The organism is Serratia proteamaculans, assembly GCF_949794035.1.
Taxonomy (GTDB): domain Bacteria; phylum Pseudomonadota; class Gammaproteobacteria; order Enterobacterales; family Enterobacteriaceae; genus Serratia; species Serratia proteamaculans.
This window is the reverse complement of the sequence record NZ_OX461105.1, coordinates 3148540-3163337: the sequence shown is the minus strand read 5'-3', so window position 1 is coordinate 3163337 and position 14798 is coordinate 3148540. Positions and strand designations below refer to the sequence as shown.

The 14798-nt window shown below is 58.8% G+C and carries 11 protein-coding genes and 1 pseudogene; 5 read left to right on the top strand and 7 right to left on the bottom strand.

Annotation, left to right across the window (positions count from 1 at the left end; all coding sequences use genetic code 11):
• Positions 1 to 975, bottom strand: a pseudogene (locus QOT07_RS14820) (alpha/beta hydrolase).
• A gap of 243 nt (positions 976 to 1218) precedes the next feature.
• Here QOT07_RS14820 and QOT07_RS14815 point away from each other — a divergent pair.
• Positions 1219 to 2145 carry a glycosylasparaginase gene (locus QOT07_RS14815; protein WP_283603415.1) on the top strand — a complete coding sequence of 309 codons (927 nt, stop codon included), beginning with the start codon at positions 1219 to 1221 and terminating at the stop codon, positions 2143 to 2145.
• Between the two features lie 9 nt (positions 2146 to 2154).
• Here QOT07_RS14815 and QOT07_RS14810 read toward each other — a convergent pair whose 3' ends face one another.
• The 6 genes from QOT07_RS14810 to QOT07_RS14785 form a co-directional block, all read right to left on the bottom strand.
• Complete coding sequence (locus tag QOT07_RS14810) at positions 2155 to 3147, bottom strand: LacI family DNA-binding transcriptional regulator (RefSeq protein WP_232519111.1); 993 nt, start codon at positions 3145 to 3147, stop codon at positions 2155 to 2157.
• A 61-nt stretch (positions 3148 to 3208) separates the two neighbouring features.
• Entirely contained in the window at positions 3209 to 4342 is a 1134-nt protein-coding gene (locus tag QOT07_RS14805) for an ABC transporter ATP-binding protein (RefSeq protein WP_261426411.1), read from the bottom strand.
• A complete protein-coding gene (locus QOT07_RS14800) occupies positions 4342 to 5751 on the bottom strand; it encodes a leucyl aminopeptidase family protein (protein WP_283603413.1) in 1410 nt (469 codons plus the stop codon). The genes QOT07_RS14805 and QOT07_RS14800 overlap by 1 nt, the downstream gene beginning before the upstream one ends.
• Positions 5752 to 5754: 3 nt before the next feature.
• The gene (locus QOT07_RS14795) at positions 5755 to 6588 is read right to left on the bottom strand and encodes a carbohydrate ABC transporter permease (protein WP_099064318.1); all 834 of its coding nucleotides are present in this window, start codon (positions 6586 to 6588) and stop codon (positions 5755 to 5757) included.
• Positions 6578 to 7519, bottom strand: a complete 942-nt coding sequence (locus tag QOT07_RS14790; protein ID WP_099064317.1) for a carbohydrate ABC transporter permease — start codon at positions 7517 to 7519, stop codon at positions 6578 to 6580. Before QOT07_RS14790 ends, QOT07_RS14795 begins: the two co-directional genes overlap by 11 nt.
• A 60-nt stretch (positions 7520 to 7579) precedes the next feature.
• Complete coding sequence (locus QOT07_RS14785; protein ID WP_283603412.1) at positions 7580 to 8902, bottom strand: ABC transporter substrate-binding protein; 1323 nt, start codon at positions 8900 to 8902, stop codon at positions 7580 to 7582.
• A 692-nt stretch (positions 8903 to 9594) separates the two neighbouring features.
• Here QOT07_RS14785 and QOT07_RS14780 point away from each other — a divergent pair.
• The 4 genes from QOT07_RS14780 to astB all read left to right on the top strand — a co-directional run bounded on the left by QOT07_RS14780 (position 9595) and on the right by astB (position 14792).
• Complete coding sequence (locus QOT07_RS14780; protein ID WP_085117212.1) at positions 9595 to 10809, top strand: aspartate aminotransferase family protein; 1215 nt, start codon at positions 9595 to 9597, stop codon at positions 10807 to 10809.
• A gap of 52 nt (positions 10810 to 10861) precedes the next feature.
• Entirely contained in the window at positions 10862 to 11896 is a 1035-nt protein-coding gene (gene astA / locus QOT07_RS14775; RefSeq protein WP_099064315.1) for an arginine N-succinyltransferase, read from the top strand.
• The gene (astD, locus tag QOT07_RS14770; protein ID WP_099064314.1) at positions 11896 to 13368 is read left to right on the top strand and encodes a succinylglutamate-semialdehyde dehydrogenase; all 1473 of its coding nucleotides are present in this window, start codon (positions 11896 to 11898) and stop codon (positions 13366 to 13368) included. The genes astA and astD overlap by 1 nt, the downstream gene beginning before the upstream one ends.
• Positions 13369 to 13451: 83 nt before the next feature.
• The gene (gene astB, locus QOT07_RS14765; RefSeq protein WP_207979066.1) at positions 13452 to 14792 is read left to right on the top strand and encodes an N-succinylarginine dihydrolase; all 1341 of its coding nucleotides are present in this window, start codon (positions 13452 to 13454) and stop codon (positions 14790 to 14792) included.
• Positions 14793 to 14798: the final 6 nt, after the last annotated feature.

Here is a 14798-nt window from a genome sequence, read left to right as displayed (position 1 = left end):
CTAGGCCAGATAATGCTTGAGCGCCCGTCCGGCCTGGTGGATGGCGGAATGCACCGCCGGCACATGGGCAATGGGGTTCAGCAGGCCATAATCGTGGATCAGGCCGTTATAGCGGGTGGAAGTGACCTCTACCCCGGCGGCATTCAGCAACCGGGCATAGGCCTCGCCTTCGTCGCGCAGCACGTCCAGCTCGGCGGTCTGCACCAGGGCCGGTGGCAGGCCTTTTAACTGTTCCAGCGTGGCATTGAGCGGTGAGGCGTAGATCTCTTTGCGTTGGGCTTTATCGGTGGTGTAGTTGTCCCAGAACCACTTCATCATGTTGCGGGTCAGGAAGTGGCCTTCGGCGAACTGGTGGTAAGAGTCGGTATCAAAGCTGGCGTGTGTTACCGGCCACAGCAGGATCTGCGTGCGCAGTGCCGGGGTGCCTTTCTCTTTGGCCATCAGGCTGACCACCGCCGCCATATTGCCGCCGACGCTGTTGCCGACTACCGCCAGCCGGGAGCCGTCGACGTTGATTTTCTCGCCGTATTCCGCCACCCACTCGGTGGCGGCATAGGCCTGATTGATGGCGGTGGGGTAATGAGCTTCCGGTGACGGGGTCTAGTTAACGAACACCGCCGCCGCTCCGGAACTGTAAACCAGATCGCGCACCAGCCGTTCATGGGTAGGGAAATCTCCCAGCACCCAACCGCCGCCGTGGAAGAACATAAATACCGGCAGTGCTTCCTTGACCTTGGCCGGTCGCACGATGTGCAGCAGGATGTCCTGCCCCTCGACATGAATGGTTTTCTCGCTGATTTCGACCTCGTGCAGCGGCACTTCGACGCTACGTTGCGCGCCTTCCAGCACCTTACGCGCCTCTTTCGGTTTCATCTGTTCCATCGGCTTGCCGCCCCCGGCATTCAACGCATCCAGAAAAGTACGGATATCGTGCTGAGCGGCGGGTTGGGTTGGGTCTACAGTTTTCTTGGACATCATGGCTCCTCATGCGCTTTTCGGTCGAGATCACAGTGTAGTTGAATGGCGCACGTTTGCTGGCCCGGTAGCACGTTGAGAAAAGGCGTGCCAAGCCACGCTTTTTGCCGCCTGAGTTTGACTTTTCAGCGAGGCGAAGATACTTTTTAAACACCAATGGAACACGTGTTCCATTGGCACTGAACACCGGAAATACCGGTGCCTCTCTTTGGGCGCTCAACGCCGTGCGGGAAACAAAATCCTATGATTGTGATTGCAAACTCTGAAGGACATCCGGGGATCGGTCTGTCGGCCGAACGGCTGCAGCAGGGGCACAATGGCCTGCGCGCCATCGTTGACGGCATCAAGCTGGTGGAGCTGGATCCGAGCGTGCGCACTGTGGGTTATGGCGGCTGGCCCAACGTCCTGGGCGAGATGGAGCTGGATGCCTCGGTGATGGACGGCGACAGCTTGCGCACCGGTGCGGTAGGGGCATTGCAAGGGTTCCTGCATCCGGTGGAGGTGGCTTACCGGGTGATGGAAGATCTTAACCACGAGATCCTGGTCGGTGCCGGGGCGGCACGTTTTGCTGCCGAAATTGGCGCACTGGCGGGCGACAACCTGATTGCCGACTCCAAACGCGTGTGGTGGGAAAAGCTGGAGCAGGCGATGAGTGCGGAACAGCGCCGCGACTGGCCGAATATTCCGCTGGCCGGCTTGTCGAACAACGCCACCGATCCCGAGCGAGTGCGCGATACCACGGTGTTCTTGGCGCAGGATGGCGGGGGTACCCTGAGTGCGGCCACCTCTACCTCGGGTTGGGCATGGAAATACCCGGGCCGTTTGGGGGACAGTCCAATCATCGGCAGCGGCTCTTATGCCGACAGCCGCTATGGGGCCTGCGCCTGTACCCACACCGGGGAAATGACCATCCGTTGCGGTACCAGCCGTGCCGTGGTGTTGTACATGAAGATGGGCATGACGCTGGATCAGGCGGTGTATGAAGCGATAGATGATTTGAACTACCTGAAGGACGGTTACACCGAGGGGGTGACTATCCATGCCGTCGATAAACACGGCAACCACAAGGTGGTGAGCCTCAACTGCCCCGGTCCGATCCAATACTGGCTGTGGCAAAGCGGCATGGCGGCACCGGAATTACGCGATGCCGAGATCATTAGCACCCGCTGAAAAGCAGGGTTAACAGGAGGCGCGAACCACCAGTTCGGTGGGGATGGTCACCTGCTGCGGCGCGGCCTGCGGGCTGCTGCTGCGTAATTCTATCAGTTGCACAATGGCGGCGATCATCGCGCTGATATCCCGCCGCACCGAGGTCAGTTGATAGCTCGGCCAGGCGGCCATCGGGATATCGTCAAAGCCGTAGACCGCGACGTCCTGCGGGATCCGCAACGACGTATGTAAACGAATATAATCCATCACCCCCATTGCCATGGAATCTGCGGTGCAGAAGATCGCCTGCGGGGCCGGCTGTGCCGCCAGCAGCTGCGGTGCCAGCGTGAAACCACTCTGGTAGCTGTAATCCCCGCTGAGCTGGGCCACGATCTGCAACTGTTGCTGTGCCGCCTGGGCTAAAAAGGTCTGCTGGCGTAGCTGTTCCCCTTTGGCGCTGCTGCGCCCGCCAAGCACCGCCACCCGCCGCTGACCCTTTTGCGCCATCAGCGCCGCCAGTTGTTGCAGGCTGGGGGCCTCGTCGGCGTTGAGCGCATCGCACAGGGCGTCACCCGCCAGGCCGTTGAGCATAATCGGTGTGGCAATGCGGAACAGATCCTTCGCGGCGCGGGCGCTGATGTTGTCGGCGAACACCACGGCAGAATCGACGTGATAGGAAATGGTTTGCTTCAGGTAGCCGGCCGGATCTGCGATACCTTCCAGCCGGATCATCACCGCCTGTCGGTTGCTGTTTTGCAACTGCTCCACCAAACGGTCGAAAAACTCAAGGTCAGACAGGTCGTGAAAGTGGTTAACCACCACCGCGACAAAGCCGGTTTTTCCGGTGTGCAGGCTCTGGGCGATGGCGTCCGGCGCGTAGCCCAGTTGGCTGGCGACACGCATCACCAGTTCACGGTTCTTCTGCGACACCCGGCCCTGATTGGAAAAGGCGCGGGAAACCACGGTGCGTGACACACCGGCAACGCGGGCGACATCGTGAGAGGTGACTTTTTTAATCGGCATGGGGCGAATACTCAACGGAAAACAGGGCGCTGCGGTAGGGTCGCGCAGCGGTGATAGGGTCTCACAGAACGCCGGTCGGTAACACCGTTTCCCCGCATGCCGCCAACCGTTCGCCCGTTTGCGGATCAAAAAAGTGCAACGCGGTGGTATCCAGCGTCACCGCCAGTGGTTGCCCTTGCGAGTGCTGCAATTGAGTATGCTGTTTCACGATGTACTGCGCGCCGTTGTCACCCTGTACGAACAGATTGCTCTCTGCCCCCAGATTTTCGCTGTATACCAGCGTTCCGCTGAGATGCGGCTCCGCCAGTGGCGCGCTGATGCTACAGGCCTCCGGACGGCAGCCCAGCGTCAGCCAGGCACCGTGCAGAGGGCTCAGCGCCGGGAAGTCGGCCGCCGCCAGCGGCAACACCAATCCCGAATCGCCCTGCAGCACAATCTGCTCGCCCTGAACCTGGACCTGGACCTCAAACAGGTTCATCTGCGGTGAGCCGATAAACTCGGCGACAAAACGATTAACCGGCCGGTGATAAAGATCCAGCGGCGTGCCGATTTGCTGCACTTTGCCCTGGTTCATGATCACTACTTTGTCCGCCATGGTCATCGCCTCCACCTGATCGTGGGTGACGTAGATGATGGTGGCGCCGATCGCCTTGTGCAACGCCGACAGCTCCTGGCGCATGCGGTTGCGCAGTTTGGCATCGAGGTTGGACAGCGGCTCATCGAACAGGAACACCTTGGGTCGCCGGACAATCGCCCGACCGAGCGCCACCCGCTGGCGTTGGCCACCGGACAACTGACCGGGTTTAACCTGCAGGAACTCGCTCAGGTGCAGCATTTCGGCGACCGCGGCAATCTGGTTGGCGATCTCCGCCTTGGCCATCCCTTTGATTTTTAGCGACAGCGCCATGTTCTCGTACACCGTCATGTGCGGGTACAGTGCATAGCTCTGGAACACCATGGCGATATCACGGTATTTGGGCAGCACCTCGTTCATGCGTTCGCCGTCAATCCGCAATTCGCCGGAGGACAGGGTTTCCAGCCCGGCGATCATGCGCAGGGTGGTGGATTTACCGCAGCCCGATGGGCCGAGCAGCACCACAAACTCGCCTTTCTCCACCTGCAGATTCACGTTGCTGGCGGCCTGATAGCCGTTGTCATAGCGTTTGTTGATATCAAGCAGTTCTACGTAGGCCATCAGTGCTCCGTTTCGGCAAGCAGGGAACTCAGCCGTGCCAGTAACAGCACGCCGAATGAGGATGCGCCGTTGGCGTACAGCTTGCGGTGCGGCATATCGGTCGACATGGCGGCGATGTCCAGGTGTGCCCAGCGTTGGCCCGGTTGCACGAACTCGCTGATAAAGGTCGCCGCCACGCACGGGCTGCCGTGCGGATCTTCGCCACCGTGGCGGTAGTCGGCAAATTCAGACTTCAGCACGCCGCGATACCAACCGCCGTGCGGCATCGGCCAGACCGGTTCTGCGCTGACTTTGCCCGCCTGGCTGACCTGCGCCAGAAAAGCCTCGTCATTGCCCATCATGGCGGCATATTCCTTGCCCAGCGCTACGCCTGCACCGCCGGTCAGGGTGGCGATATCCAGCAGATAATCCGGCTGGAAGCGTTGCTGGGCATAACTGATCGCGTCGGCCAGCACCATGCGACCTTCGGCGTCGGTCGAAATGATCTCTACCGATTTGCCGTTGTGCATGGTGACGACGTCACCGGGGCGCTGGGCGCGTGAGGAGGGCATATTTTCCACCAGCCCGCACAGGCCAATGACGCGGATTGGTAATTGCAACGCGTCGATGATTCGCATCGCGCCCACCGCCGCCGCCGCGCCGCCCATATCGAACTTCATGGTGCTCATGCGAGCCGCGCCTTTAATGCTGATGCCGCCGCTGTCGAAGGTGACGCCTTTGCCGACCAGCGCCAGCGTGTGGCGGGCGTTGGCCGGATGGTGATCGAGGATCAGCAACTGCGATGCACGGGCGCTGCCCTGGCCCACCCCGAGCAGGCCGCCAAAGCCCAGTGCTGCCATTTGTTCATCCCCCAGCACTTCCTGGCGCAGGTGGCTGAACGGCAGTTGGGCTACCGCTTCCACAAAGCTTTCCGGGTAGAGAATATTGGCCGGTTTGTTCATCAGCTCGCGGCCAATGATCACCCCTTCGGCATGCAGATTGGCCCAGTCGCACAGCGCCTGGGTGGTCGCATCCTGGCTGTTCAGCGGCAGGGTGGGGTCGGTGAGCTTCGCACTGTCGTGATGCTGATAACGATAAGCCCCCAGGCGCAGGCCGAACAGCAGCCAGCGCCAGCTCTCGGCCTCTGCCGGCAGCTCTGGCGTTAGCGTCAGGCGTAGCTGCTGCAAGCCGAAATCTTTTTGCCCGGCTGCGATAATGGCCCCGGCGTCCTGCAACGCGGCGGGCGTCAGCGGCGTGCCGATATTGAGAGCAAAACGACTGTCGCCGAGCGGATAAAGCGTGCCGACCACTGCCCGTTGCAGACCGGCATTTTGCAAGGTGGCAGGCAGTGCGTCCTCTGCGGTGGCAAACAGGATCACTTGCTGGCGCTCAGCGGTGCTGTGATCGCGGTAAATATCGATTGATTGCATAAGTTACCCTTTGACCGCCCCACGGGTGAGGCTCTCCATCATTTGTTTGGAAGAGAAGATAAAGGCGATCAGCAGCGGCACGATCGCCAGGAAGCTGCCGGTCATCACCAGGTTCCACGGCGTGGCGGTGGCACCGCTCAGGCTACGCAGCACCAACTGTAGAATTTGTTTGTCCGGTGACTGTAACGCCACCAGCGGCAGCATAAAGTTGTTCCAGGTATCGACCACCACCACGATCGCCACCGTCAGCAGTGCCGGGCGCATCAGCGGCAGGCCGATACGCAGGAAGATCTGCAGTTCGTTCAGGCCATCCATACGCGCGCTGTCGAGGATTTCGCTGGGCAGCGAGGAACTGACGTACTGGCGTACCAGGAAAATACCGAAGATGTTGACCCCGGCCGGTAGCCAGACGGCGGCGAACTGATCCAGCAGGCCGACGCTTTTGATCACGAAGAAATAGGGCACCAGGTTGACCACGCTGGGCACCATCATGGTCAGCATCAGGGTGGTGAACAGCACCTTCTTGCCCTTGAACTGATAAACGCTGAAGGCGTAGCCCGCGGCGGCGGACACCAGCACGCTGGTCAGGGTGGCCATGGCGGTGACATACAGGGTATTGATCAGCGAGCGGGTGAAGGGGACCTGTTGTTCCAGCCCTCGGTAGTTTTCCAGCAGGTGGCTGCCAAAGCGCAGCGACATGCCCATGATGCTGCGGGTGTCCTGCGTTGCCAGCAAGGCCGACCAGTAGAACGGGAACAGTGACAGCGAAGCAAACAGCGAGACCAGCAGGTAGATCACCAGCTTGCCGGTGTCAAAACGGCGTCCGTTAGCGTTCATCTTTTAATCCCCCGCGGTTGCCAAAGCCCCAAAATACCAGTGCGCTGACCACGGCTATCAACAGGAACAGGATCCAGGAGATTGCCGAAGCGGTGCCCATATCCAGATAGGACCAGCCGGTTTTATACACGTACATCGACACCGTCAGGCCGCTGTTGTCGACGCCGCCGGTCCCTTGCGTCAGGATCATCGGTTCATTGAACAGCTGCATATTGCCGATCAACGTCATCAGCGTGGCGAAGAAGATAAAGGGGGCCAACAGCGGCAGGGCGATATAGCGGAATTTCTGCCAGCGGCCGGCACCGTCCAGTTCAATCGCTTCGTACAGGTCCGGTGAGATCGACGCCAGGCCAGTCATGTAGATCACCGTATTGATACCGGTAAACTTCCAGGTCACCTGATTGGCGATGGTGAAGCGGATCCAGTCACTGTCAAAGAAGTTGATCGGCAAGGCGGCCGCCAGCGCGCCAAGGTGCAGCCGGGTCGCCAGCCCGCTGAGCAGTTCGTTGACCATGCCGACCGGGGAGAACAGGTTGAACACTATCAGGCTGACGGCGACGGAAGAGGTGATGTAGGGCAGGAAGATCGCCGCCTTCAAAAAGCGTCGGCCCCGCACGATGATGTGCAGCAGCGAGTAGGCCAGAGTGATGGCGAACAGGTGCTGGCACAGACCGGACACCAGCGTAATTTTGATGGTGTTGACCAGCGACACCCAGAAGGCATCGTCGGTGAAGGCATAGTAAAAGTTATCCAGCCCGACAAACTTCATCGAACTGAGGCCTTTTACCGGGTTCCACGACTGAAATGACAGAAACGCCGAGAAGAAGATCGGGAAGGCGTTGAACACCGCGAACAGCAGCATAAACGGCAGCAGCAGCAGGTAGGCGGTGCGGTGATCGTGCAGCAGCCCTTTGAAAAATCGCTTACGCATAGACTCCCCGAACCGACGGAAATATAAAGTCGGCGGCCGACTGACCGCCGTATCTGATGATTACAAAGCACGCATCCGACGTTCCAGCAGCTTGTTGGCATCGCGCAGGGTGCTGTCGATGTCCTGATGCTGCACCAGGATTTTCTTCGCCGCTTCGTTAAGGATTTCGTTGGCGATGTTGTCCTCCGGCGATGAGGCGACCGGTTTCAGATCCGGCACCAGGCTGGCGTAGTAGCGCATCGAATGCTGACCGCCGAGAATACTGCTCGGGGTGTCAAAGTAGGGCGCGTTATACACGTCGAGACGGGCTGGCAGGGTACCGGCGGTTTTCGCGGCGTCGATCACCACGTCACGCTGCATAAAGTACTGAATGAACTGCCAGGCTGCCGGAGCGTTTTTGCTCTGCTTCGGGATCACCAGCGTGGTGCCGCCGGCATTGACCTTGATATTGCCCGGTACGCCAGTGACGCGCCACAGCCCGGCTTTGGCACCGTCCGGATCCAGCTCCTGCTCAATCCGGCCTTCGTCCCACGGGCCGTCGATATCCGCGAACAGTTTCCCCTGACGGTACAGCTTGATGTATTCCTGCGAGTTGGTTGAGCCGTCGAGCGAGGCAGCCAGCCCTTTGTCATACAGCGTTTTGATCACCGTCATCAGCTGTTTGATTTGCGGGGAGTCGAGATTGGGTTTGCCGTCTTTGGTGTACACCGGCTTGCCCGGTTCACTGTTCATGCCCACCACCAACGGGTTGATCAGGCTGGTGGCGGCCGGGAGCAGGTAAGCGCCTTGCTCTTTTTTCAGTTTTTCCCCAAAGGCAATAAAGCTGTCCCAGCTTTTGGTGATGTCTTCAATCTTCACGCCTGCCTTCTGCACCATGTCGTTACGGTAGATCATGATCACCGGGCCAGTGTCGTAAGGCACGCCATAGATATTGCCGTCGTTGCCCTTCGCCAGGCTGATCATCGAGGGATCAAACTGCCAACCCTGGCTATCGATACTGAACGGTGGGGCGCTCAGGTTGTTCAGCCCGCCGGAGTTGGCAAAGCTACCCAGCTTGATGGTGCTGACGCTGAAAATATCGGCGGCTCCCTGGCCAACGGCCAGTGCGGTGGTCAGCTTTTGGTGGCAGTCGGCGAAGCCGCATTTGATCGACTGCACCTGGATGTCCGGATGCGCCGCCTCAAAGTCTTTAATCACCTTGTTGATGTAATCATTCGGCAAATAGTTGGCGAAGGTGATGCGGGTGTTGGCGCTGGCAGAAACCGGCAGGCCCAACAGCACGGCCAGTGCGGCCCCGGTAATCCTCTGGTTAGTACGCAAGCAGAAATGAGCCATGATAACCCCGATGCTGTGCAGTCGATGTGGTGTGTGTTTTTTCATCATGGAACACGTGTTCCATTGAAATTAACCTATTATCGCGTCCTCAGACTGTCAACAATTTGTTCGGTAAGTTAACAAATATGAGATCTGGCGCGGAGGTTGCCCACGGAGGCGCCCGATTCGGGGCGGCTGTTTGTCGCGCAGAGCCTGAATTGACGCGGCTTTGCCCGTATGTGGTGCATTCTCTGCACCGATGTGGGGCAAAAGTGTGATCGGACGCAAATCAGGCCAAATTATTTTTGCGAGCGCGATCAGAATTATTGAAGTTTTTTGTAATTGAATAGGATTTCGCAGCCAACGATGATTTTTAGCCTTATTTTTTCAATTATTCATTACCAATGCATATTTATTGAATAAGTATGCATTGTAAGCCGTTGTTTTAGCGTAAAAAAACGCAAAAATCGCCGAAAATCCCAGTTTGGCACGATAGCTGCTCTACACTCTTTATCAAACGGCATGTATTTTAACTGCTCGTTAACATTTATTCCCCGTTCCAGGACCCGATACCCGGCATAAATAGCGAAAAACGCGTTTGATGTAACAGATTTGTTTCTGAATAGACGGTGAAAGGCAGAGTTATCACCGGTCGAAAAGTGGCAGCGACGGCGTGGTTTTTGTTGCTTTGTGGTGGAACATCCGGGCAGGAGCGGCCCTTACAGTCAAAATTCAGTCTTTGCTGAAGTTATGAGGTCATTATGGAACAGCCAATCGCAGTTACCCGCCAGTCTTTCGACGACTGGATGGTCCCGGTTTACGCCCCCGCTGATTTTATTCTGGTACGGGGAGAAGGCTCGCAGGTCTGGGATCAACAGGGTAAGTCGTACATCGATTTCGCCGGCGGTATCGCGGTCAACGCGCTGGGCCACGCTCACCCGGTGGTGACGGCGGCGCTGGTGGAACAGGCGGGCAAATTGTGGCATCTGGGCAATGGCTACACCAATGAGCCGGTACTGCGTTTGGCAAAGCAGCTGATTGACGCCACCTTTGCCGACAAAGTGTTTTTCTGTAACTCCGGGGCGGAAGCCAACGAAGCGGCACTGAAGCTGGCACGCAAACGCGCGCTGGACAAGGGCAACAGCAGCAAGAACCAGATTGTGGCGTTCAACAACGCCTTCCACGGTCGCACGCTGTTTACCGTTTCTGCCGGCGGCCAGCCGAAGTATTCCAAAGATTTTGCCCCGCTGCCGGGCGGCATCACCCACACGCCGTTCAACGATCTGGCGGCCGCCGCCGAAGTGATCAACGACCACACCTGTGCGGTGATCGTCGAGCCGATTCAGGGCGAAGGTGGTGTATTGCCGGCCGATCCCGCTTTCCTGCAGGGTCTGCGTGAGCTGTGCGATCGTCACGATGCGGTGCTGATTTTCGATGAAGTACAAACCGGCATGGGCCGTACCGGCGAGCTGTATGCCTATACGCAATACGGCGTAGTCCCGGACGTGCTGACCACCGCGAAAGCGCTGGGTTGCGGCTTCCCCATCGGCGCCATGCTGACCACGGACGAACTGGCTAAAACCCTGGGCGTCGGCACTCACGGCACCACCTACGGCGGTAACCCGCTGGCGACGGCGGTGGCAGGTGCGGTGTTCTCGATCATCAACACGCCGGAAGTGCTGGAAGGGGTTAAACAGCGTCACCAGTGGTTCCTCGACGGTTTGAACAAGATTAACCAGCAGTACCCGATTTTCTCTGAGATCCGCGGTGGCGGCCTGTTGATTGGCTGCCAACTGACCCAGGATTATGCCGGCAAGGCAAAACAGATCACCCAACTGGCCAATGAAGAGGGCGTGATTGCCCTGATCGCCGGGCCGGATGTGGTGCGCTTCACCCCTTCACTGATTATTCCTGAGCAGGATGTGAAAGAGGGGCTGGCGCGATTCGCGCGAGCCGTGGCGCGGATTTGCAGCTAACACAGGGGCTGCGCCTTCACCGGCGCAGCCTGATTAAGAAGAGGTTCGCATTATGATGATTATTCGCCCTATAGAGCGTCGCGATTTGGCTGATTTATTGACGCTGGCCGGTAAGTCCGGCATCGGTCTCACTTCCCTGCCGCAAGATGAAGATACCTTGTCGGCACGCATTGAGCGGGCGTTAAAAACCTGGCAAGGCGAACTTCCGCAAAGTGACCAGTGTTATCTGTTTGTTCTGGAAGACAGCGAGCGCCAGCAGGTGGTCGGGGTGTGTGCCATTGAAGTGGCCGTGGGGCTCACGGAACCCTGGTACAGCTTCCGCGTTGGCACCCAGGTGCATGCGTCCAAACAGCTGAATGTGTATAAATCGGTGCCGACGCTGTTCCTCAGCAACGATCACACCGGCCATTCCGAACTCTGTACGCTGTTCCTCGATCCGGACTACCGCCACGGCGAAAACGGCAAGCTGCTGTCGAAGGTGCGTTTCCTGTTTATCGCCGCTTTCCGTGAGCGTTTCTCCGCCCGGCTGATTGCCGAAATGCGCGGTTTCTCCGATGAGAACGGCCGTTCGCCGTTCTGGGAGAGCGTAGGCAACCATTTCTTCTCCATCGAGTTCGCCAAGGCGGACTACCTGAGCGGCACCGGCCAGAAGGCGTTTATCGCTGAACTGATGCCGAAACACCCGCTGTATGTCGATTTCCTGGCCGAAGACGCGCAAAAAGTGATTGGCGAAGTGCATCCGCAGACGGTACCGGCGCGCCGGGTACTGGAGTCGGAAGGTCTGCGTTATCAGGGCTATGTCGATATCTTCGACGGTGGCCCGACGCTGGAAGCGGAAATCGACCAGATCCGTGCGGTCAAACAAAGCCGCCTGGTGAAAGTGGTACTGGATGAAACGCCGATGCGCGCCGATGCGCCGGTTCATCTGGTGGCTAACGATCATTATCAAAATTACCGCGCACTGCTGGTCAATGCCGATCTGTATGACGACCGTCTGCATATCAATGCGGCCACCGCTGCGGCGCTGGGCGTTGAGCAAGGCAGCCCGGTGCGGGTTATCCCCCTTATTGCACAGGAGAAAGCGTAATGTCCCATCCTGCACTGTTTATTAATGGCACCTGGCAGCAGGGCCATGGCGCTGAATTCAGCAAAACCGATCCGGTCGACAATCAGCCGCTGTGGCAGGCTAACGCCGCCGACGGCAGTGATGTCGCCGCCGCCTGTGAAGCGGCTCGTGCTGCTTTTCCGGCCTGGGCGCGCACGCCGTTTGAACAACGTGAGCAACTGGTGAAGCGTTTTGCCGCGCTGTTGGAAGAGCACAAGGCGCATTTGGCGGCGACCATCAGCCGTGAAACCAGCAAACCCCGTTGGGAGACGCTGACCGAAGTTCAGGCGATGATCGGCAAAGTGGCGATTTCCCTGCAGGCTTATCAGGCGCGTACCGGCGTAAGCCAGACCGCGATGGCGGATGGCGCTTCGGTGCTGCGTCACCGGCCGCACGGCGTACTGGCGGTGTTTGGGCCTTATAACTTCCCCGGTCATTTGCCTAATGGGCACATCGTACCGGCGCTGTTGGCGGGTAACACGGTGGTGTTTAAGCCGAGTGAGCTGACGCCGCAAACCGCCGAGGAAACCCTGAAGCTGTGGCAGCAGGCCGGTTTGCCTGCCGGGGTGATCAATATGGTGCAGGGCGGACGTGAAACCGGCGAGGCGCTGGCCGCCAGTACCGATATCGACGGCCTGCTGTTTACCGGCAGTGCCGGCACCGGTTATCACCTGCATCGTCAGTTGGCGGGGCAGCCTGAGAAGATCCTGGCGCTGGAAATGGGTGGCAATAACGCGCTGATTGTCGATCAGATTGAAGACTGCGATGCGGTGGTCAACCTGGCGATCCAGTCGGCCTTTATTTCCGCCGGTCAGCGCTGTACCTGTTCGCGCCGTATTCTGGTGAAACGCGGCAGCGAGGGCGATGCCTTTATTGAGCGTTTGGTGCAGGTGGCGAGCGCCTTGCGCATTGGCCGCTGGGACGCCGAACCTCAGCCATTTATGGGCGGGGTGATCTCTTCGGCGGCGGCAGAAAAAATGCTGGCGGCGCAACATCACCTGCTGTCTCTGGGCGGCAAAGCCTTGCTGACCATGCAACGTCTGGAGAGCGGCAGCGCGTTGCTGAGCCCGGGCATTATTGACGTGACCGGCGTGCAGAATGTGCCGGACGAGGAATACTTTGGCCCGCTGACCACCATCATTCGCTATAACGATTTTGATGAAGCGGTGCGTATCGCCAACCAGACGCGCTATGGCCTGTCGGTCGGGCTGGTTTCGCCGCAGCGTGAGCGTTTTGATCACCTGCTGTTGGAGGCGCGTGCCGGTATCGTCAACTGGAACAAACCTTTGACCGGGGCTTCCAGTGCGGCACCGTTCGGCGGTGTGGGGGCCTCTGGCAACCATCGCCCAAGTGCCTACTACGCAGCGGATTACTGCGCCTGGCCAATGGCATCGTTGGAGAGCGAAAGCCTGACGCTGCCGGCCAGTCTGTCGCCGGGACTGTCATTTAATTAAGTTTTACCCGTCGCCTTTCAAGCCGCAGCGTTATTACTGTAGGGGCGCAGCATGCAGCGCCCCTACAATATCAGGAGAACAGCATGTCAGGATATGAAGTCAATTTCGATGGTCTGGTGGGCCTGACGCATCACTATGCCGGATTGTCATTTGGGAATGAGGCCTCGACCCAGCACCAGAATAGCGTATCGAACCCGAAACTGGCGGCCAAGCAGGGGCTGCTGAAGATGAAGGCGCTGGCTGACCTCGGCTTCCAGCAGGGAGTATTGCCGCCGCAAGAACGCCCGCACGTGCCGATGCTGCGCAAATTGGGTTTCAGCGGCAGCGATGAAAGTGTTTTGGCACAGGCGATGCAGCAGTCGCCACGTCTGCTGTCTGCGCTCAGCTCGGCCTCTTGCATGTGGACCGCCAATGCGGCCACGGTGTCACCTTCGGCGGACAGCGCTGATGGCAAGGTGCATTTCACCGCCGCCAATCTGAACAATAAATTCCATCGCGCGATTGAGGCCGAGACGACTTCCGGCGTACTGCGAGCGATGTTTAACGATCCCCGCCATTTCGCCCATCATGAGGCCTTGCCGCAGGTGGCGCTGTTCGGTGACGAAGGTGCGGCTAATCACAACCGACTGGGCGGCGATTACGGTAAACGCAGCGTGCAGATGTTTGTCTACGGCCGTCAGGAGTTTGGGGGTGAAATTGCCCCAACGCGTTATCCGGCCCGTCAGACGCGTGAGGCCGGGGAGGCGATTGCCCGTCTGCATCAGTTGGACGAGCAGCATACGGTGTTTGTGCAGCAGAACCCGGAGGTGATCGATCAGGGCGTGTTCCATAACGACGTGATTGCCGTCAGCAACCAGAACGTGCTGTTCCATCATCAGCAGGCTTTTTATCGCCAGCAGCAGGCGTTGGATGAAGTGCGCCGCAAGATGGCGACGCTGGACACCGAACTGGTGGCGATTGAAGTGCCGACGACGCGGGTGTCCGTAGCGGATGCGGTGGCAACCTATCTGTTCAACAGCCAGATCCTGACCAAGCCTAATGGCAAGATGATGATCGTGGTGCCGGAAGAGTCGCGTCAACACAGCGGCGTCTGGAGCTATCTGAGTGAGATGGTGTCCGGTGGCGGGCCAATCGATGAAATCAAAGTATTTGACCTGCGTGAAAGCATGCGTAATGGCGGCGGGCCGGCCTGTTTGCGGCTGCGTGTGGCGTTGAATGAGCAAGAGCTGCGGGCGGTTAATCCGCGCGTGATGATGAACGATAGCCTGTTCGTCACGCTGAATGAATGGGTCGATCGCTATTACCGCGATCGTCTGACGCAAAATGATTTGGCGGATCCACAACTGCTGCGCGAAGGGCGTGATGCGCTGGATGCCCTGACGACCATCCTCGGGCTGGGCTCGGTTTATCCTTTCCAACAATAGGCGGAG

Coding starts and splice junctions, on each gene's coding strand:
- QOT07_RS14795 (WP_099064318.1), bottom strand. CDS start 6,588: ATGAACGCTAACGGACGCCGTTTTGACACCGGCAAGCTGGTGATCTAC.
- QOT07_RS14805 (WP_261426411.1), bottom strand. CDS start 4,342: ATGGCCTACGTAGAACTGCTTGATATCAACAAACGCTATGACAACGGC.
- QOT07_RS14790 (WP_099064317.1), bottom strand. CDS start 7,519: ATGCGTAAGCGATTTTTCAAAGGGCTGCTGCACGATCACCGCACCGCC.
- QOT07_RS14780 (WP_085117212.1), top strand. CDS start 9,595: ATGGAACAGCCAATCGCAGTTACCCGCCAGTCTTTCGACGACTGGATG.
- QOT07_RS14800 (WP_283603413.1), bottom strand. CDS start 5,751: ATGCAATCAATCGATATTTACCGCGATCACAGCACCGCTGAGCGCCAG.
- astD (WP_099064314.1), top strand. CDS start 11,896: ATGTCCCATCCTGCACTGTTTATTAATGGCACCTGGCAGCAGGGCCAT.
- QOT07_RS14785 (WP_283603412.1), bottom strand. CDS start 8,902: ATGATGAAAAAACACACACCACATCGACTGCACAGCATCGGGGTTATC.
- QOT07_RS14810 (WP_232519111.1), bottom strand. CDS start 3,147: ATGCCGATTAAAAAAGTCACCTCTCACGATGTCGCCCGCGTTGCCGGT.
- astB (WP_207979066.1), top strand. CDS start 13,452: ATGTCAGGATATGAAGTCAATTTCGATGGTCTGGTGGGCCTGACGCAT.
- QOT07_RS14815 (WP_283603415.1), top strand. CDS start 1,219: ATGATTGTGATTGCAAACTCTGAAGGACATCCGGGGATCGGTCTGTCG.
- astA (WP_099064315.1), top strand. CDS start 10,862: ATGATGATTATTCGCCCTATAGAGCGTCGCGATTTGGCTGATTTATTG.